Annotated in this window: 25 protein-coding genes; 14 read left to right on the plus strand and 11 right to left on the minus strand. The window is 71.3% G+C overall.

The window, feature by feature from the left end; all coding sequences use genetic code 11:
- The first annotated feature begins 87 nt into the window (after positions 1-87).
- Positions 88-564, plus strand: coding sequence for a metallopeptidase family protein (locus ACQ0O7_RS17945; RefSeq protein WP_430783237.1), 477 nt, complete (start codon positions 88-90; stop codon positions 562-564).
- A 4-nt stretch (positions 565-568) separates the two neighbouring features.
- Here ACQ0O7_RS17945 and ACQ0O7_RS17950 read toward each other — a convergent pair whose 3' ends face one another.
- The 3 genes from ACQ0O7_RS17950 to ACQ0O7_RS17960 form a co-directional block, all read right to left on the minus strand.
- Positions 569-826 carry a WhiB family transcriptional regulator gene (locus ACQ0O7_RS17950; protein WP_015619224.1) on the minus strand — a complete coding sequence of 86 codons (258 nt, stop codon included), beginning with the start codon at positions 824-826 and terminating at the stop codon, positions 569-571.
- A gap of 372 nt (positions 827-1,198) precedes the next feature.
- Complete coding sequence (locus tag ACQ0O7_RS17955; protein WP_430783238.1) at positions 1,199-3,703, minus strand: bifunctional FO biosynthesis protein CofGH; 2,505 nt, start codon at positions 3,701-3,703, stop codon at positions 1,199-1,201.
- A gap of 89 nt (positions 3,704-3,792) precedes the next feature.
- A complete protein-coding gene (locus tag ACQ0O7_RS17960) occupies positions 3,793-4,638 on the minus strand; it encodes a hypothetical protein (protein ID WP_430783239.1) in 846 nt (281 codons plus the stop codon).
- Positions 4,639-4,728: 90 nt separating this feature from the next.
- Here ACQ0O7_RS17960 and cofD point away from each other — a divergent pair, with 90 nt between their 5' ends.
- From cofD to ACQ0O7_RS17995, 7 genes are all read left to right on the plus strand, one after another.
- Positions 4,729-5,679 carry a 2-phospho-L-lactate transferase gene (gene cofD, locus ACQ0O7_RS17965; protein WP_430783240.1) on the plus strand — a complete coding sequence of 317 codons (951 nt, stop codon included), beginning with the start codon at positions 4,729-4,731 and terminating at the stop codon, positions 5,677-5,679.
- Positions 5,676-6,677, plus strand: coding sequence for a coenzyme F420-0:L-glutamate ligase (locus tag ACQ0O7_RS17970; protein ID WP_430783241.1), 1,002 nt, complete (start codon positions 5,676-5,678; stop codon positions 6,675-6,677). The genes cofD and ACQ0O7_RS17970 overlap by 4 nt, the downstream gene beginning before the upstream one ends.
- A complete protein-coding gene (locus ACQ0O7_RS17975) occupies positions 6,674-7,231 on the plus strand; it encodes an NUDIX hydrolase (RefSeq protein WP_430783242.1) in 558 nt (185 codons plus the stop codon). The genes ACQ0O7_RS17970 and ACQ0O7_RS17975 overlap by 4 nt, the downstream gene beginning before the upstream one ends.
- 69 nt (positions 7,232-7,300) lie before the next feature.
- A complete protein-coding gene (locus ACQ0O7_RS17980) occupies positions 7,301-7,876 on the plus strand; it encodes a DUF4232 domain-containing protein (RefSeq protein WP_430783243.1) in 576 nt (191 codons plus the stop codon).
- A gap of 1,273 nt (positions 7,877-9,149) precedes the next feature.
- Positions 9,150-9,707 carry a hypothetical protein gene (locus tag ACQ0O7_RS17985; protein ID WP_430783244.1) on the plus strand — a complete coding sequence of 186 codons (558 nt, stop codon included), beginning with the start codon at positions 9,150-9,152 and terminating at the stop codon, positions 9,705-9,707.
- Between the two features lies 1 nt (position 9,708).
- Complete coding sequence (locus ACQ0O7_RS17990) at positions 9,709-11,145, plus strand: dihydrolipoyl dehydrogenase family protein (RefSeq protein WP_430783245.1); 1,437 nt, start codon at positions 9,709-9,711, stop codon at positions 11,143-11,145.
- Between the two features lie 42 nt (positions 11,146-11,187).
- On the plus strand, positions 11,188-11,493 hold the full coding sequence (locus tag ACQ0O7_RS17995; RefSeq protein ID WP_430783246.1) for a hypothetical protein: 306 nt from the start codon (positions 11,188-11,190) through the stop codon (positions 11,491-11,493).
- Between the two features lie 30 nt (positions 11,494-11,523).
- Here the strand turns inward: ACQ0O7_RS17995 and ACQ0O7_RS18000 are convergent, their stop codons facing one another.
- From ACQ0O7_RS18000 to ACQ0O7_RS18010, 3 genes are all read right to left on the minus strand, one after another.
- Positions 11,524-12,126: a TetR/AcrR family transcriptional regulator gene (locus tag ACQ0O7_RS18000; protein WP_430783247.1), complete on the minus strand. Its 603-nt coding sequence runs from the start codon at positions 12,124-12,126 to the stop codon at positions 11,524-11,526.
- 107 nt (positions 12,127-12,233) lie between these two features.
- Positions 12,234-13,334, minus strand: a complete 1,101-nt coding sequence (locus tag ACQ0O7_RS18005; protein WP_430783324.1) for a mannose-1-phosphate guanylyltransferase — start codon at positions 13,332-13,334, stop codon at positions 12,234-12,236.
- Positions 13,335-13,374: 40 nt separating this feature from the next.
- Positions 13,375-14,520 (minus strand): glycosyltransferase family 4 protein, encoded by a 1,146-nt coding sequence (locus tag ACQ0O7_RS18010; RefSeq protein ID WP_430783248.1) that lies wholly within the window; start codon positions 14,518-14,520, stop codon positions 13,375-13,377.
- 183 nt (positions 14,521-14,703) lie between these two features.
- On the opposite strand from ACQ0O7_RS18010, the gene ACQ0O7_RS18015 reads away from it, so the two are divergent.
- A complete protein-coding gene (locus ACQ0O7_RS18015; RefSeq protein ID WP_430783249.1) occupies positions 14,704-15,429 on the plus strand; it encodes a TIGR03089 family protein in 726 nt (241 codons plus the stop codon).
- On the opposite strand, the gene ACQ0O7_RS18020 is transcribed toward ACQ0O7_RS18015, so the two are convergent.
- Positions 15,410-17,371: an acetoacetate--CoA ligase gene (locus tag ACQ0O7_RS18020; RefSeq protein WP_430783250.1), complete on the minus strand. Its 1,962-nt coding sequence runs from the start codon at positions 17,369-17,371 to the stop codon at positions 15,410-15,412. The genes ACQ0O7_RS18015 and ACQ0O7_RS18020 overlap by 20 nt on opposite strands.
- A gap of 20 nt (positions 17,372-17,391) precedes the next feature.
- A complete protein-coding gene (locus ACQ0O7_RS18025) occupies positions 17,392-17,913 on the minus strand; it encodes an acyl-CoA thioesterase (protein WP_430783251.1) in 522 nt (173 codons plus the stop codon).
- A 75-nt stretch (positions 17,914-17,988) separates the two neighbouring features.
- Here ACQ0O7_RS18025 and ACQ0O7_RS18030 point away from each other — a divergent pair, with 75 nt between their 5' ends.
- Entirely contained in the window at positions 17,989-19,434 is a 1,446-nt protein-coding gene (locus tag ACQ0O7_RS18030; protein ID WP_430783252.1) for a hypothetical protein, read from the plus strand.
- 21 nt (positions 19,435-19,455) lie between these two features.
- On the opposite strand, the gene ACQ0O7_RS18035 is transcribed toward ACQ0O7_RS18030, so the two are convergent.
- Entirely contained in the window at positions 19,456-19,929 is a 474-nt protein-coding gene (locus tag ACQ0O7_RS18035; RefSeq protein WP_430783253.1) for an RICIN domain-containing protein, read from the minus strand.
- Between the two features lie 49 nt (positions 19,930-19,978).
- On the minus strand, positions 19,979-20,218 hold the full coding sequence (locus ACQ0O7_RS18040) for a hypothetical protein (protein ID WP_430783254.1): 240 nt from the start codon (positions 20,216-20,218) through the stop codon (positions 19,979-19,981).
- 149 nt (positions 20,219-20,367) lie between these two features.
- On the opposite strand from ACQ0O7_RS18040, the gene ACQ0O7_RS18045 reads away from it, so the two are divergent.
- A complete protein-coding gene (locus ACQ0O7_RS18045) occupies positions 20,368-21,936 on the plus strand; it encodes a methyl-accepting chemotaxis protein (protein ID WP_430783255.1) in 1,569 nt (522 codons plus the stop codon).
- A 137-nt stretch (positions 21,937-22,073) separates the two neighbouring features.
- Positions 22,074-22,775 (plus strand): type 1 glutamine amidotransferase, encoded by a 702-nt coding sequence (locus ACQ0O7_RS18050; RefSeq protein WP_430783256.1) that lies wholly within the window; start codon positions 22,074-22,076, stop codon positions 22,773-22,775.
- 85 nt (positions 22,776-22,860) lie between these two features.
- Here the strand turns inward: ACQ0O7_RS18050 and ACQ0O7_RS18055 are convergent, their stop codons facing one another.
- Positions 22,861-23,082 carry an aKG-HExxH-type peptide beta-hydroxylase gene (locus ACQ0O7_RS18055; protein WP_430783257.1) on the minus strand — a complete coding sequence of 74 codons (222 nt, stop codon included), beginning with the start codon at positions 23,080-23,082 and terminating at the stop codon, positions 22,861-22,863.
- Positions 23,083-23,466: 384 nt separating this feature from the next.
- Here ACQ0O7_RS18055 and ACQ0O7_RS18060 point away from each other — a divergent pair, with 384 nt between their 5' ends.
- Both ACQ0O7_RS18060 and ACQ0O7_RS18065 read left to right on the plus strand, forming a co-directional pair.
- Positions 23,467-23,949, plus strand: coding sequence for an AAA family ATPase (locus ACQ0O7_RS18060; protein ID WP_430783258.1), 483 nt, complete (start codon positions 23,467-23,469; stop codon positions 23,947-23,949).
- Positions 23,950-24,019: 70 nt separating this feature from the next.
- Positions 24,020-26,836 carry a BTAD domain-containing putative transcriptional regulator gene (locus ACQ0O7_RS18065; RefSeq protein WP_430783259.1) on the plus strand — a complete coding sequence of 939 codons (2,817 nt, stop codon included), beginning with the start codon at positions 24,020-24,022 and terminating at the stop codon, positions 26,834-26,836.
- Positions 26,837-26,859: the final 23 nt, after the last annotated feature.

The raw sequence follows: 26,859 nt of genomic DNA on the forward strand, positions 1-26,859 counted from the left end.
CACCACGTTGGGGCGAATTAACGGCACGGACACACGATGAGAACGGGCTGACCACGTCTGTCGCCCGGGTGGGGATACGCTGGCGGCGTGACCACCAGCCCCGAACGCCGCCGGACGGACGCCAAGGCGACGCGTAAACCCGGCCCCGGTCATCCCGCGCGCCGCGACCGGCACGGCCGTGGGCTGCGCGGCCGCCTGGTGCCCGCGACCGTGCCGCTGGCCCGCACCAAGGCGGAGATCTTCGACGACCTGGTGCTGGACACCGTCGAGAGCCTGGAGCGCCGCTATGCCAAGGAGCTGGCCGGCGTGGAGTTCGCGGTGGAGGACGTGCCACCGGAGCTGAACGTCTACGACTCGGACGTGCTCGAGGACGGCGAGGTGCCCCTGGCCCGGCTGCTGCCGGGACGACCGGGACGGCACGAGCTGCCGCCGCGGATCGTGCTCTACCGGCGCCCGCTGGAGTTCCGGGCGATGGATCGGGAGGACCTCGCCGACCTCGTCCACGACGTGATCATCGAGCAGGTTGCCAACCTGCTCGGGGTGGATCCGGACGAGCTGGCCTGACCCCTCAGGCCACCCGCCGCTTCAGCTTGCGACGTTCACGTTCGGACAGTCCACCCCAGATCCCGAAACGTTCGTCGTGCCCGAGCGCGTATTCCAGACACTCGGCTTTCACATCGCAGCGGCCGCAGATGCGCTTCGCCTCGCGCGTCGAACCACCCTTTTCAGGGAAGAAAGCTTCGGGATCGGTCTGCGAACACAGCGCCCTTTCCTGCCACTCGGGCGCGTCCCCGAGCAGGTCTACCCCTTCAACCTGCGCTTCCATCGGCGTGCCTCCATTTTTCCGCGCCGGCAAAAGCCAGCGCTGACCCCCCACGCACGCGGCGTGTTTTTGTGGGTTCGACGCCTTTGTGGCACATCGTCCCCACAACCCCACCAAAATTACACGCGTGTAAGACGTGCGTCGTCAAGCCGAACCTGCTAAATGGGCCCGTTTCCGCACCACTGGCGACAGCGACGGACAGGCCTGTTGCAGCCCTATCTGTCCAAGCCGTCGGAAGGTGACGCGAAAGCGGACCTGCACGTCCAATTTAACCCGTTTTGTAACCTGGGGGCAGGGGGTCCCCCGGACCGGGTAGACCGAATGGATCATGCCCAGCCCGAAGGAACCTCAATCACCGGATCAAAGGATTTCTCATCACCGTCGCCCGTAGACCGTCGTCCGCTCCACAGCGGGCCGCCCGGCGCTCGCCGCCAATTCCTTCAACTCGGCGACCGTCCGGGCCGAACCGTGCTCGGAGCCGGCCATCCGCGAGATGGTCTCCTCCATGAGCGTGCCGCCCAGATCGTTACAACCGCTGTTCAGCATGATCCGGGTGCCCTCGTCGCCGAGTTTCACCCATGAGCACTGAATGTTGTCCACCCGGCCGTGCAGCAGAACCCGCGCCATCGCGTGCACCACCCGGTTCTCCCTCCAGGTCGGACCCGGGCGAGCGATGCCGGCCAGATAGATCGGGGCGTTGGTGTGCACGAACGGCAGCGCCACGAACTCGGTCAGGCCACCGGTCCGGTCCTGGATGCCGGCCAGCACCCGGAAGTGACCCAGCCACTGCCGGGGGTGGTCAACGTGGCCGTACATCATGGTCGAACTGGACCGGATGCCGACCTCGTGCGCGGTGGTGACCACGTCGACCCAGGTCGAGGTGGGCAGCTTGCCCTTGGTCAGCACCCAGCGCACGTCGTCGTCGAGGATCTCGGCCGCGGTGCCCGGGATGGTGCCCAGCCCCGCCTCCCGCAGACCGGTCAGCCACTCCCGCAGCGACACCCCGGCCTTCGCCGAGGCGGTGACGATCTCCATCGGCGAGTACGCGTGGACGTGCATCCCCGGCACCCGCTCCTTCACCGCGCGGACCAGATCGGCGTACGCGGTGACCGGCATCTTGGGATCGATGCCGCCCTGCATGCAGACCTCGGACGCGCCGTCCCGCCAGGCCTCCTCGGCCCGGTCGGCGACCTGCTCGACCGACAGCCGGTACGCGTCGGCGTCCTTCTCCCGCTGGGCGAACGCGCAGAACCGGCACCCCACGTAACAGACGTTGGAGAAGTTGATGTTGCGGTTCACCACGTACGTGATGTCGTTGCCATTGACGTGTTTCCGCAGGTCGTCGGCGATTTTGGCGAGTTCGTCGAGGGCCGGGCCGTCGGCGTTGAACAACGCCATCGCCTTGTCCTCGTTCTTCTCCAGGAGAAGGGCCGCCGGATCCTCGGCGGCCAGCTTGAGCGCGGCCACCACGTCGGCGGGCATGCTCGCCGGAGCGCTCTTCACGTGTGCGGCGACCTCGTCCCAGTCACCGTAGACATGATCGAAGTCGGACCGCCGGTCCTCGGAACGGCCGTCGGTGTCGATGCTCCTGAACAGGTCGACCCGGCCGCCGCCGAACGCGTCGTCCGGCTCCTGCCAGGGCAGGCCGGCCGGCTTGGTGCCCTCACGGGCCAGACCGTCCTCAGTGGCGAGCGCGGCCACGTGGGTCTTGATCCGCGGGTCGAGCCAGCCCTCGTCGCCCCGGCGGACATACTCCGGATAGATGGTCAGACGCTCCCGGAGCTGGAATCCGGACTTTTCTGACTTTTCAGCGAGTAGGTCGATCTGCGGCCACGGGCGCTCCGGGTTCACGTGGTCCGGCGTCACCGGGGACACCCCGCCCCAGTCGTCGATCCCGGCCCGCAACAGCAGTGGGAACTCGTCGTCGATCAGGTTCGGCGGGGCCTGGATCCGGGCCCTCGGCCCCATGATGATCCGCGCCACCGCCACCGTCGCGGCCAGCTCACGCAGCTCCGCGTCGGGCATCCCGCGCATCGCGGTGTCCGGCTTGGCCCGGAAGTTCTGGACGATCACCTCCTGGATGTGCCCGAACTCGCGGGCCGCCCGGCGGATCGCGAACAGCGACTCGGCCCGCTCGGTGACCGTCTCGCCGATGCCGATCAGGATGCCGGTGGTGAACGGCACACCCACCCGGCCGGCGTCGTCGAGCACCCGCAGCCGGACCGCGGGCTCCTTGTCCGGCGAGCCGAAGTGCGGGCCGCCCTTCTCCGACCAGAGCCGGGTGGCGGTGGTCTCCAGCATCATGCCCATGCTCGGCGCGACCGGCTTGAGCCGCTGCAGCTCGGCCCAGGACATCACGCCGGGGTTGAGGTGCGGCAGCAGGCCGGTCTCCTCCAGCACCGCGATGGCACAGGCCCGCACATAGTCCAGGGTCGAGTCGTAACCCCGCTCGTCCAGCCACTGCCGGGCGGCCGGCCAGCGCTCCTCGGGCCGGTCGCCGAGGGTGAAGAGCGCCTCCTTGCAGCCCTGGGCGGCACCCTGCCGGGCGATCTCCAGGACCTCGTCGCGCTCCAGGAAGGCGGCCGGCAACTTGTGTGGCACGGTCGCGAAAGTGCAGTAGTGACACCGGTCCTGACAGAGCCGGGTCAGCGGGATGAAGACCTTCCGCGAGTACGTCACCACGCCTGGGCGCCCCGCCTCGCGCAGGCCCGCGTCACGGACGCCTCCGGCGATCGCCAGGAGATCGTCGAACTGGTCGCCGGTGGCCGCCAGGAGCGCGGTCGCCTCGTCCACGTCGATCGCTTTGCCGTCGGCGGCGCGGCGCAATGCGCGGCGGATGCTCGCCTCGGTCGGTACGGGTTCCACGTTGACCTCTGCCACGAAAGCAGCCTAGGCCGGAAACCTGCCGCCCGCCCCTACGGTTCCCGGCCCGGCGAGTGTCATGAAACACCCCCGGGCCGGGAACAAGATCACTGGCGGGGCGGGTCCTGGCCGGCCGGGCCGAATCCGGGGCGCTCCGGCGGAAGGACCGTGGTGCTGTCCGCCGGAGCGGGCGGCACGACCTGGGTCGCGGCCGGCGGTTCCGGGGTCGTCGGCGGCACCACCTGGGTCGCGGCGGGTGCTTCCGGCGGCGGCTGCGGCTGGCCCCAGACCGGCGGCACCGGCGGATACGCCCCGTACGGCGCCTGCTGGGCCTGGAACGGCTGGGTGGCCACCGGGGGCGCGTAGGGCTGGCCGGATCCCGGCGCGGCGCCCGGCTGGAACTGGGCGTACCCCGGGGGAACCGTGCCGTACTGCGGCTGCCCGTAGGGCTGGCCGTACACCCCGGGCTGCGGTTTCGGCTTCGGCACGGCGTACAGGCCGAGGTAGATCTGCACCACCGCGTAGGCCGGCACGGCCAGCACCGCCAGCCAGGCGACCCGGGTCAGCAGCGCGGTGAAGGCCAGCGCGGCGTTCTGCGCGGCGAGCCCGCTCACCCCGAACAACAGGCCGAAGATCACCCCGAAGAAGGACGCCACCGCGTACTCGGCGAGCGCGACCAGGGTGACCAGCCGGGCCTTCGGATGCCGCGGCAGCACCCAGTGCGCCAGCAGCACCGCGGCGATCGGGAAGAGCACCGTCTCCAGGTTCACGAAGGAGCCGAAGCCGTACCGGGTCTGGGTGGCGAAGTCCCGGCCCATCAGGTCGATGACGGCCGCGAACAGGAACACCGCCGGCGCGCCGGCCAGCGCGTAGACGGCCAGGTCGCGCAGGGGGCGCAGGAAGTGCCCGATGGGTTTCGCGGCGGCCGGTTCCGGCTGCGGTGGTGTGGTCACGGTTGCTCCAGGTGCGGTGATCGAGGTCGGCCCAGAGTAAACCGAGACCCGCCACCCGGGGTGGTGACGCGGGTGCGCGAGGATGAGGGAATGCGGATCGTGGTCCTGACCGGGGGCATCGGCGGTGCCCGTTTCCTACTCGGCGTGCGAGCGCACGCCCGCGCCATCGGCGCCGACGTGACGGCGATCGTCAATGTCGGCGACGACGTGCGCATGCACGGCCTGCAGATCTGTCCCGACCTGGACAGCGTGATGTACACGCTGGGCGGCGCCGCCGACCCGGAGCGCGGCTGGGGCCGGGTCGGCGAGACCTGGGTGGTCAAGGAGGAGCTGGCGAAGTACGGCGTGGAGCCCTCGTGGTTCGGCCTCGGTGACAAGGACACCGCCACCCACCTGGTGCGCACCACCATGCTGAACGCCGGATACCCCCTCTCCGCGGTCACCGCGGCCCTGTGCGAGCGCTGGCAGCCGGGCATCACCATGCTGCCGGCCACCGACGACCGCCTGGAGACCCACGTGGTCGCCGACGTCGAGGGCGAGCGGAAGGCGATCCACTTCCAGGAGTGGTGGGTGCGCTACCGCGGTGACGTCCCGACCCACCGGTTCGTCTTCCGGGGCGCCGAGTCGGCGAAACCGGCGGCCGGTGTGCTGGACGCGATCGCCGGCGCCGACGTGGTCCTGATCGCCCCGAGCAATCCGGTGGTCAGCATCGCCCCGATCCTGGCCGTGCCGGCGCTGCGGGAGGCGGTGACGTCCGGCCCGGCCCCGGTGATCGGGGTGTCGCCGATCATCGGGGGCGCACCGGTCCGCGGGATGGCCGACAAATGCCTGGCCACCCTGGACGTCGAGGTGAGCGCGGCGGCGGTCGGCCGGATGTACGGCCCGCGCGCCGACGGCGGCCTGCTGGACGGCTGGCTGGTCGACACGTCCGACGAGGGCGCGCAGGTCCCGGGCGTACGCACCCGGGCCGTGCCGTTGTGGATGAAGGACGAGAGCCTGTCCGCGCGGATGGTGGCCGACGCCCTGGAGCTGGCCCGATGACGCTGGAGATCCGGCCGGTGCACGGCATCGGCGACGTCACCGCGGGCGACGACCTGGCCGAACTGATCACCCGGGCCGCGCCGTGGCTGGCCGACGGCGACGTGCTGGTGGTCACCAGCAAGATCGTGTCCAAGGCGGAGGGCCGCCTGGTCGAGGTGCCCGCCGACGGCCCGGAGCGCGAGGAGGCCCGGCAGCGGGTGCTGGCCGATGAGACGGCCCGGGTGGTGGCCCGCCGCGGCCCCACCACGATCGTGCAGACCCACCACGGGTTCGTGATGGCCGCCGCCGGCATCGACGCCTCGAACGTCGACAAGACCCATCTGGTGCTGCTCCCGGCCGACCCGGACGCCTCCGCCCGCGCGCTGCGCGCCGGCCTCGCCGCCCGCGGCCTGACCGTCGCGGTGATCATCTCGGACACCATGGGCCGGGCCTGGCGCAACGGCCTGACCGACGTGGCCCTGGGCGCCGCCGGCATCGGCGCGCTGCTCGATCATCGGGGGCAGGTCGACCCGTACGGCAACGAGCTGAGCCTCACCCAGATGGCCGTGGTGGACGAGCTGTCCGCCGCCGCCGAGCTGGTCAAGGGCAAGACCGGCCGGGTACCGGTCGCGGTGGTCCGTGGTTACCGCCACGACGGCGGCGACGGCGACGGTCCCGGCGTGTCGGTCCTCATCCGCGACGCGGAAAGCGACATGTTCGGATTGGGTACGGCCGAGGCGCACGCCGCCGGTCTCCGGTCCGCGGCCGGTCTCGCCGACACGATGGCGCTCACCCCCACCGATCCGGCAGTCGTCCGGGCGGCCACCGCTGATCACCCCGGCGCCGTCGTCACCGCTGGAACTGTGCGGCTGACCCCGGCCACGGCCGCGCCCGCCGATCTGATCCGGCTCGGCGCCGACGCCCACCGCCTGCGCGCCGCCCTGGCCGCCGAAGGCGTCCCCACCACCATCGCGATCGACGACAGCGGCGCGACCCTCACCTTCGGAGGCCCGGCGTGACCGCCCTGTACGAGAACACCGTCGACGTGCTCACCACGTGGACCGCCACCTCCGACGACGCCGAACTGGCCCGCCGGCGGACGCTCAGCCTGCTGGCCGACGGCCCGGCCGCGATGACCCGGGCACACCGGGCCGGTCATGTCACGGCCAGCGCCCTGATCCTCGGCGGCGACCGGCGGATCCTGCTCTGCCTGCACGGCCGGCTCGACATGTGGATGCAACTCGGCGGCCACTGCGAGGACGGCGACCCCACCCTCGCCGCGGCGGCGCTGCGGGAAGCCACCGAGGAGTCCGGCATCCCGGGCCTGATCCTCGACCCCACCCCGATCGACATCGACATCCACGACGTCCGCTGCGGCGCTGGCGACGGTGGCCCCGCCGAGCCATCAGTCCACTATGACGTCCGATTCCTCCTACATGCCCCGGCCGGCAGCATCGAGCAGATCAGTGAAGAGTCCACAGATCTAGCGTGGTTCCACCCGGAAGCTCTACCGTCTCCCCTGGCCACCGGCACGATCCAGCAGATCGCTCCGGCCCTGGCCCGGCTACCGTGACCCGCTGACCCGTTCTCCCGTGGTGCGGCGTCCCCGCGGTAGCGCCGCGACACGGTGAGAGACGGAGCGATGCGCGACACCCCGAGGCGACTGAGGCGAGCCACCGCCGCCCTGGCCACCCTGCTGGTCCTGGCCGCGTGCGCCGACCCCGGGATCTCCCCGGCGGGCCCGGTGCGGGCGGCACCCGCCGACCTGGCCGCTCCCTGCCTGACGAGCAGCCTGAAAGCCACCGTGACCCTTCAGCCGGCCGCGACGGACTCCACCGTTCGTGTGGCCCTGGTCGCCCTGACCAACACGGCCACCGAGCCGTGCACCCTGAACGGCTGGCTGACGATCAGCCTGGTGAACGCGGCCGAGGACGTCGTCCCGGTGCCCACCATCAGATTGGACCAGCCCCGTCAGCCGTCGACGTTCCAGGTGGAGGCCGGGGGTTCGGCGTACACCGGCCTGAAGTGGATCTCCTGCGAGAAGACTGCGCCGAAGTGTGCGGTCGGGGCGAACCTCCGGTACAGCCTCGGCCTGAAGCCGGAGGGTCCGGTCGCCGCCCTGAAGGACTTCCCGCCGCCGCGCCGCTCCCGCCTGGCGATGACGGAACTCCGGATCGGCGTGCTGACCCCGGCCCCGGAGCAGGCCCTCACCTGGTGACGGCGCGTGCCTTCGCCTCGGCAGGCCGGGCCGACCGCGAACGTCCTTCCTCGGCAGATCGTGGGGATTCACTACCGTTTGAGTCTTCTTCTTGGCCGTGGCCCGCGCGCGGTCGGTTCTCCCCGCGCGGTCGATTCCCGCGCGGGTGTCCGCTCCGGCACCCACTTTGGCCGATCTTGGTGGATTTACCACCGTTTCAAGCCTTCTTCTCAGCTGCTGGCCCGCTCGCGGTCAATTCCTCGCGTGAGTGTCCGCCTTCCAGCCCCGCCCTGGCCGATCTTGGCGGATTTACCACCGTTTCGGGTCATCCCCTCAGCCGCTGGCCCGCTCGCGGTCAATTCCCCGCGTGAGTGTCCGCCCTCCGGCTCCACCCTGGCCAATCTTGGAGGATTTACCACCGTTTTCGGTGGTAAATCCGCCAAGATCGCTGCTGAGCGGGTCGCCCGCGCGGGGGATTGACCGCAAGTGATCAGGCAGTCGAGAGCAAGACTCTTTCGAGTCTTCTTCTTGGTGGAAGGGCCGGGTGTTGCGCCAAGTCCTCGGCTGGGTGACTGGGCTCCGCCCGGTGCGGGCACACCGTGGCCGGCCGTGCGCGGGTATGGACGCCCTGGGCCAGGTGGGGCGTCATCACGGCCCTCCGGCCGTGTTCCCACGTCGGTGTACTCGGCCTGACCAGCGCATACGAACCGTGAGCGTGTGCATCGGCCGGACCCGGCCGCCGGCGCTGACGGCTGACGGCTGACCGCTGACGGCTGACGGCTGACGGCTGACGGCTGACGGCTGACGGCCAGCGGCTGACGAGGGCGTAACCAACGCTCATTCTGCCCACGACGCGGGATAGAACGTTCCTTCTAGCAATGCGAAGCGAGATAGAACGTTCTTTCCAGCTTTGCGAGGCAAGACAGAACGTTCGTTCTAGCTCTGCGAAGCAGGACAGAACGTTCGTTCTAGCTCTGCGAAGCAGGACAGAACGTTCGCTCCAGCTTTGCGAAGCAGGACAGAACGTTCGCTCCAGCTTTGCGAAGCAGGACAGAACGTTCGCTCCAGCTTTGCGAAGCAGGACAGAACGTTCGTTCTTTCTGGAGGAGGGGCGCGCAGGCGGTCATGCTGCGCCGCATATCACGCTTAAAGCCCTAAAACGCCCGCTGGCGCCGGGGAGAACGTTCGTTCTGCTTTTGGTTTGCGAGATAGAACGTTCTGTCTTGACACGGGATGAGGGGAGCCGCCATCGTTGGACAAGACAGAACGTTCGTTCTACCTACCGAGGATGGCCATGACCACCGTTGCCGCACCCGGCATCTCCAACACGGCGGCCGCACTGCGGCGGCTCTACTTCGCCCGCTTCGGCTTCGCGATCACCTGGGCCGTCGTGATGTTCGCGATCGCCCGGGACGCCAGTCCGCTGGTCGTCGCGCTCTTCGTGCTCTACCCGCTCGTCGACGTGGCCGCGGCGGTCGTCGACCTGCGCGCGTCCCGGGCCACCGGGTCGCCGGTGCTGCTGTACGTCAACATCGCGGTCAGCTCGCTCGCCGCGATCGGACTGGGTGTGGCCGGCGCCTCCGGGGTTCCGGCGATGCTGCGGGTCTGGGGTGCCTGGGCGATCGTGGCCGGCCTGGTGCAGCTGATCGTCGCCGTTCCCCGGCGGGCGATGGGCGGCCAGTGGCCGATGATCTTCAGTGGTGGCATCTCGGTGTTCGCCGGCGCGTCGTTCGTGACGGCCGCCTCCGCGGCGGAGCCGATGCTGGCCAACGCGGTCGGTTACGCCGTACCGGGCGCGATCTTCTTCCTCGTCGCGGCCATCCGGCTCGGCCGCGCCGCGAAGGGCGCCTGAGATGACCGGCCGGGGGACGGATCACACGTACGACGTCGTCGTCATCGGTGCCGGAGCGGTCGGTGAGAACGTCGCCGACCGGGTGGTACGGGGTGGTCTGACCGTCGCCGTGATCGAGCGGGACCTGGTCGGCGGGGAATGCTCCTACTGGGCGTGCATGCCGACGAAGGCGCTGTTGCGCAGCGGCTCCGCACTGCGGGCGGCCCGCCGGCTGCCCGGCGCCCGGGAGGCGGTCACCGGCGGGTTGGACGCGGCGGCAGTGCTGGCCCGCCGGGACGGCTTCGCCTCGCACTGGACCGACGACGGTCAGGTGTCCTGGCTGGAGTCGGCCGGCATCACCCTGCACCGCGGCCGGGGCCGGATCACCGCCGACCGGGTCGTCGAGGTGACCGGCCCGGACGGCACGGTGACCACGCTGACCGCACGGCACGCGGTGGTCGTCGCGACCGGCAGCGGGGCACTGATCCCGGACGTTCCCGGACTTCGTGAGGCCGCCCCGTGGACCAGCCGGGACGCGGCCTCGGCACAGCGCGTGCCCGCCCGGCTGGCCGTGATCGGTGGTGGTGTGGTGGCGACCGAGATGGCGACCGCGTTCGCGAGCCTCGGATCCACGGTGACGGTGCTGGCCCGGGACGGGGTGCTGCCACGGGCGGAACCGTTCGCCGGCGAGCGGGTCACCGCCGCGCTGCGGGAGGCCGGGGTGACCGTCCGGGACGGCGCCGCGGCCGCCTCGGTGAGCCGGGACGCTGACGGCACCGTGCACGTCACGCTCACCGATGGCGGCACGGTCGAGGCCGACGAGTTGCTGGTCGCCGTCGGGCGTACGCCTGACACGTACCAGATCGGGTTGGAGATCGCCGGTCTTGAACCTGGTGACTGGCTCGCCGTGGACGACACCATGCGCATCGTCGGAGCGGCCGGTGGCTGGCTCTACGCGGCCGGCGATGTGAACCGGCGCGCGCTGCTCACCCACCAGGGCAAGTATCAGGCGCGGGCGGCCGGTGACGTCATCGTGGCCCGGGCGAACGGCGAGGACGTCCAGGACCAGCCGTGGGGCCGGCACGCCGCCACCGCCGACCGGACCGCCGTGCCGCAGGTCGTCTTCACCGATCCCGAGGTCGCGTCGGTCGGGCTGACCGCGGCCGAGGCCGAGGCCGCCGGGCTGCGGATCCGGGTCGTCGACTACGACCTGGGCGCGGTGGCGGGTTCCGCCCTGCACGCCGACGACTACCGGGGGCAGGCCCGGATGGTGGTCGACGAGGACCGGCGGGTGATCGCCGGCGTCACCCTGGTCGGCCCGGACGTCGCGGAACTGATCCACGCCGCGACGGTCGCGGTCGCCGGTGAGGTCCCGATCGACCGGCTGTGGCACGCGGTTCCCGCCTACCTCACCGTCAGCGAGATCTGGCTGCGCCTGCTTGAGGCGTACGGCCGCTGAAGTCGCCGTTTCCGCTCCACCCCACGATTGAGGAGAACCGTCATGCCCACCAAGATCACGCTGATCATCGACGATCCGGCCGACCCGGAGACCTTCGAGATGGCGTACGCCGGGGCGCTCGCCGCCGCGATCACACTCCCGAAGCTGCGCCGCACCGAGTCCGCCAAGGTGTGGCCGAAGGAGGACGGTACGGCCACCCCGGCGTACCGGACCCTCGATCTGTACTTCGACAGCTACGCGGACGCCTCCGCGGCTGTCACCACCCCGGCCGCCGGCGCCCTCTTCGGTGGGCTGGTGGAGACCGGGGTGCCGTTCAAGGGGCTGTTCTCGGACATCGAACAGGTGTGACGCCCCGGGGCGCCGGCTGTCGGATCGAAGTCAGGATCCGGTCGGCCGGCGCTCGCCGTGCACCCGGATCAGGCCCTCGACGCCATCCCGGAAAGTCTGCGCCACCAGCTTCGGCTCGAAGAGACAGCCGGCCGCCATGGCACCGTCTCGCAGCATCACGAAGTGGCGGGCGGCGGCCTCCGAGGAGTCGTCGGCGACCTCGGCCAGCAGCGGGGTGAGCGTCTCCAGGAACCACTGCCGGTGCGCGATGATCTGGACGTGCACCGGGTTGCCGGGATTCGGGTACTCGGCGGCGGCGTTCAGGAAGGCACAGCCCCGGAAGCCCGGTGACTGGATGTTCGCGACGATCGCACCGGCGATCGCGAGCAGCGCCTCGGATGGTGACGGGGCGGCGGTCACGGCTGACTCGATCGCGCCCCGCTCCAGCCGGTGGACCTCGCGCAGATAGGACAGCACGAGGTCCTCTTTGCTGGGGAAATGCCGGTAGAAGGTGGCCCGGGTCACCTTCGCGTCGGCGATGATCCGGTCGACTCCGATCGCGTGGATCCCCTCGGTGTAGAAGATCCGCATCGCCGTCTCGAGCAGCCGCTGTCGCGCCGCTGAGGAGCGGGCGCCGATTTCGCCGTCAGTCACGGGACAATGGTAAACGAACAGAACGTTCGTTCTTGTGTCGGCGCGGGGGTCGCCCGCGCGCGACAGCGAAGGAAGACAGAACGTTCGTTCTACGGCAGATCCCGCACCTACACGTAGCCGTGCTGCCCCAGCTCCTTCAAATGATCGACGAGCTGTTTGACCTCCTGCGCCCGCTCCCGCGGACAGACCAGAACCGCGTCCGGCGTGTCCACGATGACCAGGTCCCGGACGCCCATCGCCGCGACCAGCCGCCCCGACGACGGGACCACCACCAGACCTTCCGTCTCGCGGAGCAGGACCGTGTGCTTCTCGGCACCGGTGTCGTGCCCGACCACCACGTTCCCGGCCTGGTCCGCGGTCAGCACCTCACCCAGCGTGTGGAAGTCGCCGACATCGTTCCAGCCGAAATCGCCGGGGACGGTGCCCACCCGGCCGACCGAGGCGGCGCCTTCCATCACGGCGTAGTCCACCGAGATCTTCGGGAGGGTGGGCCAGACGTCGCCCATCACCTCCTCCTGCTCGGCGGTCCCCCACGCGGCGGCGATCCGGCTGACCCCGGCGGCGAGCTGTGGCTGCTGGCGGTGCAACTCGGCGAGGAAGGCGTCGACACGCCAGACGAACATGCCGGCGTTCCACAGGTAGGTGCCGGACTTCACGTAGCTCTCGGCCACGTCGTACGTCGGCTTCTCCTTGAATTCCTCCACCTTGACCACCGGGCCGTCACCGACGGCGGCGCCGCACTGGAGGTAGCCGTATCCGGTCTCGGGCCGGGTGGGGGTGATGCCGAGGGTCATCAGCAGGCCCTGGCTCGCGCCTTCCATGGCCTGCCGGATGACGCCGGCGAACGCCTCCTTGTCGGCGATCAGGTGGTCGCTCGCGAACGATCCCATGATGGCGCCGGGGTCGCGCCGGGCGATGACGGCGGCGGCGAGGGCGATGGCCGCGCACGAGTCCCGGGGTGACGGCTCGATGAGGACGTTCTCGTCGGGGACTGCGGAGAGTTGCCGGGAGACGGCGGCGGCGTGGGCCACACCGGTCACCACGAAGACCCGATCGGGTGATGTCAGCGTGTCCAGCCGGTCGACCGTGGCCTGCAACAACGACGCCTCGGTACCGGTCAGGGGGTGCAGGAACTTGGGATGACCGGCGCGGGACAGTGGCCACAGACGGGTTCCGGTGCCACCCGCCAGCACCACTCCGTACAACACAGCCTGTTCGTCGCTCATGCGCGGAGAGTTTAGTAGATGATCAAGCGGCGACCCGATTCCACGTTGTTACATGTACCTCCGCGCTTGACGCCCAGGTGAACTCTTTGGCACGATCCGCGCCCGCTTTGGCGAGCGTTCCGCGGCGCTGCTCGTCGTGCAGCAGATCGGCCAGATCCTCGGCGATCCGCTCCGGCGCTTCCGTCGTATATGCGACAGCGTCGCCACCGACTTCGGGCAGGGAGAGCCGCGGCGTGGTCAGCACCGGGGTGCCGCAGGCCATCGCCTCCAGGATCGGCAGCCCGAAGCCCTCACCGAACGACGGGTAGCAGGCGACGAGTGCGCCGCCGAGGAAGCCGGGCAGGTCCGCGTACCGCAGATAGCCGGGCCGCAGCAGCCGCAGGTGGGGTGGGACCTCGGCCACCGCACGGTCGATGTCGTCGTCGTGGCCCTGACCGCCGGCCAGCACCAGCGCGGGCGGGTGCGGCCAGTCGGCGACGGCGCGGGCCCAGCCACGGATCAGGTTGGGCACGTTCTTCCGGGGCTCCTTGGCGCCGAGGAAGGCGACATAGCCGGTGTCGCCGAGGCCGAGCCGGGCGCGGACCCGGGCCTTCTCGTCGGCGGTCGGCGAGTGGAACGCGGTCTGGTCGACGCCGTGGTAGGCCACGTCGATGCGGGTCGGGTCGGCGTCCAGCAGCCGGATCAGCTCGTCGCGGGTGGCCTTGCTGGGCACGATCACCCGGGCGGCCCGGCGCAGCGACGTCTTGATCGCGCTGCGGAAGAAGGTCCGCTTGGTGTTGTCGTAGTGCTCCGGCTCGGTGAAGAAGGTGGCATCGTGAACCGTGACGGTCACCGGGCAGCCGGTCCGCAGCGGGCAGGTGTAGAACGGCGAGTGCAGCACATCCGCGTTGACCTGCTGGGCGAGCAGCGGCAGACCGGTTTGCTCCCAGGCGAGACGGGCCGGCCGGTGCACGATCGCCGCGGGGCCGGGGATCACCTCAGCACTCGGAAGCATGCGGCGGTAACGCTCCGCATCGGCCCGCTGGGAAACGACGGCGAGGTCGACGCGGTCGGGGCTCAGCTGCCCGAGGGCGCCGAGCAGCCCGTCGACATATCTGCCGACACCGCCCCGGTCTGCGGGGACACTGGTGGCGTCGACAAGCACTCGCGGGGGGCGACCGGGGGTCACGAGGCATCTCCTTGGCGTCTCTGACGTACCGATGCGGTGGTACTCACCTACCTGTACGGCGATGGAACCACCGTCGGTTCGAGGGTACGCCGGGATCGCTTCGGCGAGGTGTCCGCGACACCGCCGATCATTGCGGTCCTGTCACGGCCATTACTGTGTGTGATCCGCCTATGGTGTGAGGCGATGAAGACGACGATTCCGCAGGTGTTCACTTCGGCGGTCCGGCGGGATCCGGCCGCACCGCTGCTGACCTGGTATGACGATGCCACCGGGGACCGCACCGAGCTGTCCGGGATCACTCTCGACAACTGGGTGCAGAAGACCGCGAATCTGCTGGTCGACGGGGTCGGCCTGGGCCACGGCGACGCGGTGGCGCTGTTGCTGCCCCCGCACTGGCAGACCGCGGCGCTGCTGCTCGGGGTCTCGGCCGCCGGGCTGGCCGCCGACCTGGACGGCGATCCGCAGCCGGTGGAGGCGCTCTTCACCACCCCGGACCGGGTGGACGCCGCCACCAACTGGCCGACCATGGACCGGTACGCGACCGGCCTGCTGCCCCTGGCGATGCCGCTGCGTACGGTGCCGGACGGCTACACCGACTATGTGGCCGAGGTCCGCAACTTCGGTGACCACTTCCGGGGCGCGCCGGTCGACCCGGCCGACCGGGCACTGGCCGGGCCGGTCGAGTTGAGCCACGCCGACGTGGTGGCCGCGGCCCACGACCGGGCCGCCGAGTTGGGGATCACGGCCGGCGCCCGGGTGCTGATCGACACCGCCGGCTACCCGGATCCGGCCGACTGGCTGCTGGCCCCGCTGGCGGCCGGCGCCTCGATCGTGCTCTGCGCCAACCTGGACGCCGCGAAGGTCGAGGCCCGGGCGGCCACCGAGAAGGTCACGCTGACGCTGGTGTGACCCGTTCGGCGTACAGGTCGGCGAAAGCGGTCAGCGACTCCGGGTTGGCCAGGGCGCCGGTCGCGGCCGCGGTGTCGACCGGGGTGCCGGTGAGGATGCGTTTCACCGGCACCTCCAGTTTCTTGCCGGAGAGGGTGCGCGGGACCGCCCGGACCTGGTGGGCGGCGTCCGGGACGTGCCGTGGGGAGAGGGCCGCGCGCAGTTCCCGGGCGATCCGGGTGCGCAGTTCGCCGTCCAGTTCGTGACCGTCGGCCAGGACGACGAAGAGCAGCAGTTCGCCGTTCGGGTCGCCGGGGGTGTCCAGGTGCACCACGAGCGAGTCGGTGATCTCCGGCAGGCTCTCCACCACGGCGTAGAACTCGGCGGTGCCCAGGCGTACGCCGCCGCGGTTGAGGGTCGCGTCGGACCGTCCGGTGATCACGCAGCTGCCGTCCGCCTCGACGGTGATCCAGTCGCCGTGCCGCCAGACCCCGGGGAAGACGTCGAAGTACGCCTCCCGCAGCCGGCTGCCGTCGGTGTCGTTCCAGAATCCGACGGGCATGCTCGGCATCGGTGCGCTGATCACCAGCTCACCGAGGCGGCCGACGACCGGGGTGCCGGATCCGTCGTACGCCTCCACCTTGGCTCCGAGGATCCGGCTGGTGATCACCCCGGCCCGGATCGGCAGCAGTGGCACCCCGCCGACGAAGCCGGTGCACACGTCGGTGCCGCCGGACAGTGACATCAGCCGTACGTCCGGGTCGACCGCCTCGTACACCCAGGTCCAGCCTTCGGCGGGCAGCGGCGCCCCGGTCGATCCGATGCCCCGCAGGCGCTTGCCGGGGGTGAGCCCGGCTTTGCGGCAGGCCATCAGGAACGGCGCGGAGGTGCCGAAGTAGGTGATTCCGGCGGTGTCGGCCAGGTCCCAGAGGGTGTTCAGCGTGGGCCAGCCGGGGTCGCCGTCGAAGAGCACGATGGTGGCGCCCACGGCCGGGCCGCTGGCCAGGTAGTTCCACATCATCCAGCCGGTGGTGGTGAACCAGAGGAAGCGGTCGCCGGGGCCGAGGTCGTGGTGCAGGGCCAGGATCTTGAGGTGTTCCAGCAGGATTCCGCCGTGCCCGTGGACGATCGGTTTGGGCAGGCCGGTGGTGCCGGAGCTGTAGAGCACGTAGAGCGGATGGTCGAACGGCACCGCGGTGAACTCCAGCGGGTCGTCGCCGGTCAGGTCGTCCCAGTCGCCGCCGTCCGGGTCGAGGTAACCGATGGTGACGACGTGTTCGATCGAGCCGATCGCGTCCCGGATCGCGGTGATCTCGGAGCGCCGGTCGACGTCCTTGGCGCCGTAGCGGTAGCCGTCCACCGCGACCAGCACCTTCGGCTCGATCTGGCTCCATCTGTCGATCACGCTGCGGGCGCCGAACTCCGGCGCGCACGACGAGAACACCGCGCCCAGGCTGGCGGTGGCCAGCATCAGCACGTAGGTCTCCGGAATGTTCGGCGCGTAGGCGGCCACCCGGTCCCCCCGCCCGACCCCGCGGGCCTTCAGCCCGGCACGCGCCCTCCGGACGTCTTCCCGCAGCTGCCGGGCGGTCACGGTGCGGGCTTCCCGCGATTGGGAGTACGCCAGGATCACCGCGTCGTCGTCCTCGAACCCAGGCAGGCGCAGCACGTTCTCCGCGTAGTTGAGCGTGGCCCCGGGGAACCAGCGGGTCCCGGGCATCGCCGCCGAGTCCAGCACGGCGGTGGCCGGCTCGTGCCCCACCACCTGGAAGAAGTCCCAGATCGACTGCCAGAAGGCGGACAGGTCGGTGACCGACCACTCCCACAGTGCGGCGTAGTCGGCGAACGCCAGCCCGTGTTCGGACTCCAGCCAGGTCAGATAGCGCCCGATCCGGGAGGTGTCCCGGATGTTCACCGGCGGCTCCCACAACAATGTGCCCGCCGTCACCCCACCTGTCGTCATCACCACACCTTAACGGTGTCTCAGTCGCCCGCCCGGTGCTCGGATCGTGCCCTCTGGATGGCCGCGCGCCGGGCCAGCCGGTGATCGCGGCGGATCATCGCCTCGGTGAACCGGCGCTTGTCCTCGTCCTCCTCGGGCAGCACCGGCGGCACCCCGCGCGGGTTGCCGGCCACGTCCACCGCCACGAACACCAGGTAGGCGGTGGCCACCGGGGTCGGTGCCGGGCCGACCGCGTCCCAGCGCTCGGCGGCCAGCTTCACCCCGACCTCCATCGAGCTGGTCCCGGTCCAGTTCACCTGGGCGTACGCGTGCACCAGATCGCCCACCCGGACCGGCTCCAGGAAGACGATCTCGTCGATCGCGGCGGTCACCGCGGTCCCGCCGCTGTGCCGGGCCGCCGCCGCGCCGGCCACGTCATCCACGAACTTCATCAGTACGCCACCGTGCACGGTCCCGTAGAGATTCACGTCGACCGCGGTCATGATCCGGCTGAGAGTGACCCGCGACAATGCGGTCAGGCGGCCGGGATGCAGTTCTTCCATGGTCGTACGGTATTCGTGCCAGTCGTCCGTGGCCGGTACCGGTTCGTTTGCCGCCGAGCGGTAGCGTTCCGGATCATGCGTCACCTCAGGTCGATCTTCTATGCACTCGTGCTGGCACCCTCCATCTGGGTGCTCATCGGCGTCGGTTTCACCAACGACCTGAGCAGCCGCGGCCGGGACTTCTTCTCCGTCGAGTCGATCAGCGGACTGCTGCTGGTGATCTTCGCCGGCATCCTGTTCACGATCCTCGCGCTCTTCCCGATCTCCCCGGCCGGCCCGGCCCTGGCCGGCGCGGCCTTCCTCGGCGTGACCATCTGGGCGTGGAACTCCCCCGCCGAGTACGCCGCCCTCTGGGCCCCCGAGGTCGCGAAAGAGGGCTTCGACCTGAGCCGGCCCGGCTACGGCCTGGCCGCGCTGCTGGCGTTCCCACTGCTGTGCACCGCGCTGAGTGCCCGGCGCTGGGCCCGCTACGAGCCCCCGGTCCTGCCGATCATCGGTGAGATCGGCCGGTTCAGCGGTTCCGCCAAGGCGCCCGGCATCCCGGTGGCCATCGAGCAGACCACGATCATCCGCACCGACGCGCCGGTCGCCACCCGGAACACCCCGGCCGCCGACCGCACCGTCGCCATCAACTCCCCGGCACCGGCCGACCGCACCGTGGCGATCAACTCCGCCTCGCCGGCCGACCGTACGGTGGCCATCAACTCCGCGCCGCCCGCCGACCGGACGGTGGCGATCAACGCGGACCGCACCGCACCGCTCGGAACGGGCGCCCCGGCCGCCGACCGCACCACGGTCCTCGGCTCCGGCGCGCCCGCCCCCGTGGCGCCGCGCCCGGCCGCCTCCCTGCCGCCCGCGCCTGCCCCGGCCGCGGCACTTCCGGCCGCCCCGGCCCCCGCCACGCCGCAGCCCGCCACGCCGCAATCCGCCGTGCAGCAATCCGCCGTGTCCCGGGCCGCCGCGGATCGGACCGTGGCCATGCCGAGCGTCGACCGCACGCCCGCCGCACCGGCCACCCCCGCCGCACCGATCAAGCCGGTGGTGCCGGCCGCGCCCGCGGTGCCCGCGTCGCCGGTCACGGCCACGAAACCCGCCGCGCCCGCGGTACCCGTTATGCCCGCCGCGCCCGCGGTACCCGTTATGCCCGCCGCGCCTGCGGTGCCCGCTGTGCCCGCTGTGCCCACGGTGCCCGCCAAGGCTTCCGCGTCCGTCAAGCCGCCGGTCACCGCCTCGGCGTCCGTCAAGCCGGTCCCGCCCGCCCAGCCCCAGCTCCCCTCGGTTCCCCAGCAGCGCCAGCCGCAGACGCTCCAGCAGGCCGGCCCGGCACGCCCGGCCCAGCCCGCCCAGCCCGTCCAGCAGGCTCCGTCGGCGAAGAACCGGCAGCAGGCCGGCCTGGCGCAGAGCCTCCAGCAGGCCGGCCTGGCGCAGGGTCTGCGACTGTCCAACGCACCGCAGCCGGCGAAGCCCGACGAGGCGGAGCCCACCACCTACGTCAAGCCCCCGGCCCCGAAGGACTCCTGACCCAGGGGTGGCCGGAACGGCTCAGTTCAGGGTCCACTTCTGGTTGGCGCCGGTGGTGCAGGTCCAGATCTGCAGGCGGGTGCCGTCGGCGGAGGTGTTCCCGGCCACGTCCAGGCACTTGCCGGAGCATTGGTCGACCAGCCGCTGCGATCCGTCCACAGTCCACTTCTGCGAGCTGCCGGTGTGGCAGTCCCACAGGTGGGCGACGGTTCCGTCGGCGTTACCGGGTCCGCTGACGTCGAGGCACTTGCCGAGTGACCGCAGGGTCCCGTCACCGGGCCGGCTCCACTGCTGGGCGGCGGTGCCGTTGCAGGTGTAGAGCTGGACGGCGGTGCCGTTGGCCGCGTTCGCCCCGGCCACGTCGGCGCATTCGCCGGCCAGGCCGGTGACGGTTCCGGCGGGTGCCGGGCTTCCGGTTCCGGACCAGGTGAAGGTCGCGGTGGTACGGGCCGGCAGGGTGTACACGAAGGACTGTGTCCCCCAGTTCACCCGCACCGACTGGCCACGTCGCGTACCGTCGCCCGCGTTGTCTCATCACCCGGTTTCACCGCGAGGAGGATACGACCTCACGCCGGCGCCAGCGCACCGCCGAACCGTAGAGATACATCGCGGCGAGCACGCCCGGCCCACAGCGGACGGCGAGCACCCCGGCCAGGCTGGGCCCACCCCAGGAATCGGAGTAGGTCGACGGATCGGCCACGTCGATCAGGAACGGCTGGGCCACCGCCCGCGCGATGAAAAACGCCGCTACGACGATCCCGAGCACCTTGAGCAGCACCTTCATAACCTCGACGGTAGGAAGGCGGTCATCCGGCCGCATCGGGAAGATCCCCGATGCGGCCCGTAATACCCGCGCCGAACCTGCCGATAAGGGTGCTGCAAAGGCCGAACCAATCGAGGGGGATCGCCGTGGGATCGTTCGGACTCCGATCGTTGAGCATCCGTGCCGCGCTGCTCGCCTCCGCGGGCATCGCCCTGCTGGTGGCCCTGGTCGTCGGCACGGTCGGCATCCTGCGGACCCAGTCGACCGCGGACGCGACCAAGGATCTCTACGACCGCTCCCTGATCCCGCTCGCGGTGGTCAAGGACATGCAGCAGCAGATCTGGCACGGCCGCTGGGCCAGCCTCTCCCAGCTCACCAACGACGACGCCGCGAAGGCCAAGGCCTACGGCGAGGAGTCGGCCAAGCACTACGACCTGGTGACCACCCGCCTCGCCGAGTACACCGCGCTGCCGCTCAGCGCCGACCAGCGGGCCTCGATCAGCACTTTCCAGGCGAGCTGGGGCGAGTACCTGGAGCTGCGCAAGCAGTCGACGGCGCTGAAGAACGCCGGGCGGCTCGTGGAGTGGCAGCAGTTCCGCAGCGAGAAGCTGGGCCCGGCGGTCGCCGAGGCCGTCGAGCAGCTCGAAGCCCTGGCCGCCAGCTCGGCGGCGGACGCCGCCGCGAAGGCCGCCGACGCGCAGCAGGCGGCCGGCCGGGCCCGCCTGACCATCGGCGGGGTGCTGCTCGCCGGAGTGCTGCTGGCCGGCGGGTTCGCCCTGATGATGGCGCGGGTGCTGAACCAGCGGATCACCGCCCTGCGGGAGGTCGTCTCGGCGATGGCCGCCGGTGACCTGACCGAACGGCTGGAGGACAACGCGGCCAACGAGATCGGCGAGATGTCCCGATCGGTGCACCAGGCCGTCGGCCAGATCCGGCACACCATGCGGACCGTCTCCGACATCAGCACCGGGCTGGCGTCCCGGTCCGGCGAGCTGAGCGGCGCCAGCCAGGACCTGAGCCGCAGCACCGACGAGGCGTCCCAGCAGGTCGGCACGATCGACACCGCGGCCAACGAGGTGAACGCCGGGGTGCAGGCGGTCGCCAGCGGCGCCGAGGAGATGGGCGCGGCGATCCGGGAGATCGCTCAGAGCGCCGCCGAGGCCGCCCTGGTCGCGGCACAGGCGGTCGAGGTGGCCGGGGAGGCCAAACAGACCATGGTGCAGCTCGACGCGTCGTCCGCACAGATCGACTCGGTGGTCAAGACGATCACCGCGATCGCCGAGCAGACCAACCTGCTGGCCCTGAACGCCACCATCGAGGCGGCCCGCGCCGGGGAGACCGGCAAGGGTTTCGCGGTGGTCGCCGGCGAGGTCAAGGACCTGGCCCAGGAGACCGCGAAGGCGACCGAGGAGATCAGCACCCGGATGGCGCAGATCCAGACCGACACCCGGCTGGCGGTCGAGTCGATCTCCGGCATCGGCGAGATCATCGGCCGGATCAACGACTTCCAGAACACCATCGCCTCGGCGGTCGAGGAGCAGAGCGCCACCACCCAGAACATGACCGGCGACCTGAACCGGGCGGCCGGCGGCAGCGCCGAGATCAGCGGCGGCCTGGCCCGGGTGGTCGAGGTGACCGGCGCGACCCGGGACGCGGCGATGGCCACCTCGGTCTCGGCCGACGACCTGCGCGACAACTCCCAGCGCCTCCGCGACCTGGTGTCCCGCTACCGCCTGTAGGGGTGCGGGGGGATTTCCGGGAACGCCGATGTGACGGTACCGTACCGCCCTACCGTCGAGTAACATGTGCGCGTTCGTACCGGCGTCCTTCGATCCCCTGAGGAAATGATGGCCAGCGACTGGTTCACCTTCCGCCGATGACCATCCGGACTGTTCTCTTCGTGCGGAACTCGGCCGGCAGCGGCCCGGGGCGGCTGCCCGGCTGGCTGGCCGAGGAGGGGCTGCGCACGCACGTGGTCGAGGGCGACCGGATTCCGGCGGCTCCGGGGGCGTACGGCGGAATCGTGTTGCTGGGTGGGGGTTTCCTCCCGGACGCGGACGACGATCATCCGTGGCTGGCCGCCGAGCGGGAGCTGGCCCGGGCCTGCGTCGCCGGCGGCGTGCCGCTGCTGGGTGTCTGCCTGGGCGCGCAACTGCTGGCCGCGGCGCTGGGCGGCACGGTCACCGGCGATCACGGCGAGCCGGAGCGGGGCGCGTGTGAGGTGACGCTGCTGCCGGAGGCGGCCGGGGATCCACTGTTCGGCGCGCTGCCCGGCCGGTTCCCGGTGCTGCAGAACCATCGGGACCAGATCACCGGGCTGCCGGCGGGCGCGGTGCGGCTGGCGGAGAGCCCGGCCTGCCCGGTGCAGGCGTTCCGGGCCGGCGCCCGAGCGTGGGGTGTGCAGTTCCACCCGGAGGCGGGCACCGACCGGCTGGCCCACTGGGACGAGGCGGCGCTGGCCGGTGCGGGCGTGGATCCGGCCGGGCTGCGGGCGGCGGCGGAACCGCACGAGCGGCGGCTGACCGCGGCGGCCCGTTCCCTCACCGCGGCGTTCGCGGCGCAGGTCAGAGTCCACTGACCTCAATTCCCGTCACATCGTGGAGAGCGGGGTTCCGAACCGGCCACGACGGAGAGCGGCACCTGGCCCGACGTGACGATCGGAATCATCGCCGCGCTATCCATCGAGGGGCCGACTCGACGGTCTGCTGGAGGGCGTGGGCGTACGCGTACGCGGAGATCTCCCGCTCGTCGCCGTCGACCTGGACCATCCGGGTCCGCCGGAATCGGGCGATGCCGAAGAAGGCGTGGATCCCCTGGATCGATCCCCGCGGCGGACGCGGATCGTCACGCCAGGGCGCGTTGCGATCGAATTCAGATATGCCCATACCGCCGATGGTTCGAGATCTCCGGCCCGGACGGCCGAGCAAGGGCCGATCACCTGACGGCAAGAACGACAGATCGGCGAATCCGCCCCCACCCGGGCCACCGACCACGCACCCTCGGAGACGCCCTGAGCTGGCAATCCGGAGATGACCCCGAGGCACACATCCCGCAAGTGGCCACGGAACCCGATATAGGCCGGTTTTGGCTGATCCATAGCGTCGTGCCCCCACGACGGACACCGTGTGCGACGCGAAATTCGAACGCATCGCAGATCATAAATCCCGCTGTGCCCAGCGAAGATCCGGACCAGGAGGAGAGGACGTACGCGTGACCGCCAGATCCGACCGTCGGCATCCGCATTCGACTCGGGAGGCGGGTGACGCGCGATGCCAGGACGGCTGATCGTCACGCGCGGACTACCCGCGGCGGGCAAGACCACCCGAGCCTTACGCTGGGTCGCCGAGGACCCGGAGCGCCGGGCCCGGGTCGGCACCGACCAGATCGCCGCGATGCTGCACCCACAGGTCCTGGCCGGTGACGACGCCGGCTACACGATGCACTACGCCCGGCGCGAGCAACTGGTGGTCAACGCGGCGATCGAGGCCCTGCTGCGATCCGGCATCGACGTGGTCTGCGACGACACCTTTCTGGCCCAGCACTATCTGGACGAAGCCCGGGACCTGGCCGAACGCTGCGGGGCGGACCTGGTGATCTGGGACATGATCGACGTGGACGTCGAGGTGTGCATCGCCCGGGACAAGCAGCGCGGGCGGGCCGGCGGCCGGTCGATCGGCGAACAGACCATCCGCAACAAGCACCGCATCTACCGGGAGAACGCACCACTGGTCTCGGTGTGCGCCGACGGTTGACGCGACCCGTGCGATTATGGGGCCGCACGGGAGACCACCGTCATCGATCGAACCGGCGGACCGCAACGGTATGCATCCGGAACCCATCACCTTCGCCGTGCTCGGCCCGTTGCGCGGGTGGCACGGCGACACCGAGATCGACCCCGGGCCACCCAAGCAGCAGGCGCTGCTGTCCCTGCTCCTGCTGCGGTCCGGGCACCCGGTCCCGCTGCACGAGATCCTCGACGTCCTGTGGGGAGAGAACCCACCGGACACCGCGCTGACCGTCGTGTACCGGCACGTCGGCGCACTCCGCCGGCTGCTGGAGCCGGAACTGCCGGCCCGCGGGTCGTCCCGCTGGCTGACCCGCGGGGCCGGCGGCTACCGGCTGGACGTCGCCGCCGACGACCTGACCCGGTTCCGTGATCTGCGGCAGCAGGCGGCCGGCGCTGCCGAAAAGGGCCGGCCGGACACCGCCGCCGAACTGCTCACCCGGGCGCTGGCCCGGTGGCGCGGCCCGGTCGGCACCGGGTTGCCCGCCGAGATCCGGTCCCATCCGGTCTTCGCCACCGTGGACAACGAGCGACTGACCGCGATCAAGACCGCCGCCGAGTACGCCTCCACCGCCGGCCCCGAAATCGCCGCCCGGGTGCTGGAGCTGGTCCGGCAGGCCGCCACCGGGCACCCGCTGGACGAAGCCCTGCAGGCCCGGCTGATGCTCCTGCTCGCCGGCACCGGGCACCAGGCCGAGGCGCTGCGGGTGTACCAGTCGGTGCGTACCGCGCTCGCCGACGAGCTGGGCCTCGACCCGGGCGCCGAGCTGCGGGCCGCCCACCGGCGGGTGCTCCAGCCGGACTCCGTGCCACCCGCCGCGCCCGGCCCGGCCCCGGCGGCACCGATGACCCGCCCGGCACAGCTGCCGGCCGGGCTCAGCGTGTTCGCCGGACGGCACCACGAACTCGACCGGCTCCGGGAACTGAGCGACGGCCCGGCCCCGGCCACCCTGGTCACCATCGGCGGCATGGCCGGAGTCGGCAAGACCACACTCGGGGTGCAGTGGGCCCACCGGATCGCCGATCGATACCCGGACGGGCAGCTGCATCTCGACCTACGGGGCTTCCACCCGGACGGGGTGCTCACCTCGGCCGGGGCGTTACGCGTACTGCTGGAGGCTCTGGGCACGCCACCCGGCGGCGTCCCGTCCGGCCTGGACGCCCGGTCCGCGCTGTTCCGCAGCCTGCTCGCCGACCGCCGGGTGCTGATCCTGCTCGACAACGCCCGGGACAGCGCCCACGTCCTGCCGCTGCTGCCCGGCGCGCCCGGCTGCCTGACCGTGGTCACCAGCCGGCACCAGCTCTACGACCTGGCCGTCTCGCACGGCGCCACCGCCGTCTCCCTGGACCCGCTGCCCGCCGGGGAGGCGACCGCCCTGCTCAGCCGGCGGATCGGCGGCGGCCGGACCGAACGGGAGCCGGAAGCCGCCGCCGAGATCGTCGAACTGTGCGGCCGGCTCCCGCTGACCCTCGCCATGGTCAGTGCCCGGGCCGCGATGAACCCCGGCTTCACACTGTCCGCGATCGCCGCCGAACTGCGCCGCGACCGGGACGGCCCGGACCCGTTCAGCGGTTTCACCGGCGAGACCGAACGCTCCGACGCCCGGTCCGTCTTCGACTGGTCGTACCGGGTGCTCAGCCCCGAAGCGGCCCGGCTGTTCCGGCTGCTGGCCCTGCACCCGGGGCCGGACTGTTCGCGGACCACCGCCGAGGTGCTGGCCGGCACGCCCGGCGCCGAACTGCGCCGCTCGCTCACCGAACTGCTGCGCGCCAGCCTGATCACCGAACCGGCGCCGGGCCGGTACGGCTGTCATGACCTGCTCCGGGCGTACGGCGCCGCATTGGCCCGCAGTGCCCCCGACACCGGCCCGGCCCGGTCCCGGGCCCTCGACCACTACCTGCACAGCGCCCACGCCGCCCTGAGCCTGCTGTACGGCGACCGGGCCCCGTTCCGGCTCGACCCGGCCGTCGACGGCGCCAGCCCGCTCACCTTCACCGGTCCCGCCGACGCCGCCGCGTGGATCGACACCGAACTCCAGGTCCTGCTCGCGGTGGTGGAACGCCCCGGCGACGGCGACACCGGCCGGCAGCGCTGGCAGCTGGCCGTCCTGCTCGACCCGCACCTGGACCGGACCGGCCGCTGGGCCGCCCAGCGCCGGATCCAGACCGCGGCCCGCACCGCGGCACTGCGCCTCGGCGACAAGCACGCGCTGGCCTGCACCGAGCGGGCGCTCGGGTTCGCCGAGGGCCGATCGGACCGCTACCCCGAGGCGGACCGGCACCTCGACCACGCGGTGGCCCTGTTCACCGAGATCGGCGACCAGGGCGGCCAGGCCCGGACCCACCGGCTGATCGCCTTCCTGGCCAACCGGCGCGGCGAACACCACCGGGCCCTGGACCACTACCGGGTCGCGGCCGAGCTGTACCTGAGCATCGGGCAGGTCACCGGCCGGGCCGCCGTGCACAACGAGGCCGGGTGGACGTACATCCTGCTCGGCGACTACGCGAAGGCCCTGGACGAGTGCCGTCCCGCGATCGACCACCACCGGGCGGCCGGCGACCTGAACGGCGAGGCGGCCGCCTGGGACAGCCTGGGCTACGCCCAGCACCATCTGGGCGCCTACGACGAGGCCCGCGAGTCCTTCGGCAACGCGCTGCGCATCTATCGCGAGGTGTACGACCGCTACCTGGAGGCCGACACCCTGTCCCACCTGGGCGACACCGAACAGGCGGCGGGCCACCCGGCAGCCGCGTCCGCAGCCTGGCAACAGGCCCTGACCATCCTCGACGACCTCGCCCACCCGGACGCCACCGCCCTCCGCACCAAGCTGACCACCCTCGACAGGTCGCTTTGAGCCCTCCGAGGGTTCTGCTGAGT

The sequence above is a fragment of the Actinoplanes sp. G11-F43 genome (genome assembly GCF_050589265.1).
Taxonomy (GTDB): Bacteria; Actinomycetota; Actinomycetes; order Mycobacteriales; family Micromonosporaceae; genus Actinoplanes.

Coding starts and splice junctions, on each gene's coding strand:
- ACQ0O7_RS18050 (WP_430783256.1), top strand. CDS start 22,074: ATGACCATCCGGACTGTTCTCTTCGTGCGGAACTCGGCCGGCAGCGGC.
- ACQ0O7_RS17980 (WP_430783243.1), top strand. CDS start 7,301: ATGCGCGACACCCCGAGGCGACTGAGGCGAGCCACCGCCGCCCTGGCC.
- ACQ0O7_RS17990 (WP_430783245.1), top strand. CDS start 9,709: ATGACCGGCCGGGGGACGGATCACACGTACGACGTCGTCGTCATCGGT.
- ACQ0O7_RS18065 (WP_430783259.1), top strand. CDS start 24,020: ATGCATCCGGAACCCATCACCTTCGCCGTGCTCGGCCCGTTGCGCGGG.
- cofD (WP_430783240.1), top strand. CDS start 4,729: ATGCGGATCGTGGTCCTGACCGGGGGCATCGGCGGTGCCCGTTTCCTA.
- ACQ0O7_RS18060 (WP_430783258.1), top strand. CDS start 23,467: ATGCCAGGACGGCTGATCGTCACGCGCGGACTACCCGCGGCGGGCAAG.
- ACQ0O7_RS18020 (WP_430783250.1), bottom strand. CDS start 17,371: ATGACGACAGGTGGGGTGACGGCGGGCACATTGTTGTGGGAGCCGCCG.
- ACQ0O7_RS18040 (WP_430783254.1), bottom strand. CDS start 20,218: ATGAAGGTGCTGCTCAAGGTGCTCGGGATCGTCGTAGCGGCGTTTTTC.
- ACQ0O7_RS17970 (WP_430783241.1), top strand. CDS start 5,676: ATGACGCTGGAGATCCGGCCGGTGCACGGCATCGGCGACGTCACCGCG.
- ACQ0O7_RS18030 (WP_430783252.1), top strand. CDS start 17,989: ATGCGTCACCTCAGGTCGATCTTCTATGCACTCGTGCTGGCACCCTCC.
- ACQ0O7_RS17995 (WP_430783246.1), top strand. CDS start 11,188: ATGCCCACCAAGATCACGCTGATCATCGACGATCCGGCCGACCCGGAG.
- ACQ0O7_RS18015 (WP_430783249.1), top strand. CDS start 14,704: ATGAAGACGACGATTCCGCAGGTGTTCACTTCGGCGGTCCGGCGGGAT.
- ACQ0O7_RS17985 (WP_430783244.1), top strand. CDS start 9,150: ATGACCACCGTTGCCGCACCCGGCATCTCCAACACGGCGGCCGCACTG.
- ACQ0O7_RS17950 (WP_015619224.1), bottom strand. CDS start 826: ATGGAAGCGCAGGTTGAAGGGGTAGACCTGCTCGGGGACGCGCCCGAG.
- ACQ0O7_RS18055 (WP_430783257.1), bottom strand. CDS start 23,082: ATGGGCATATCTGAATTCGATCGCAACGCGCCCTGGCGTGACGATCCG.
- ACQ0O7_RS18025 (WP_430783251.1), bottom strand. CDS start 17,913: ATGGAAGAACTGCATCCCGGCCGCCTGACCGCATTGTCGCGGGTCACT.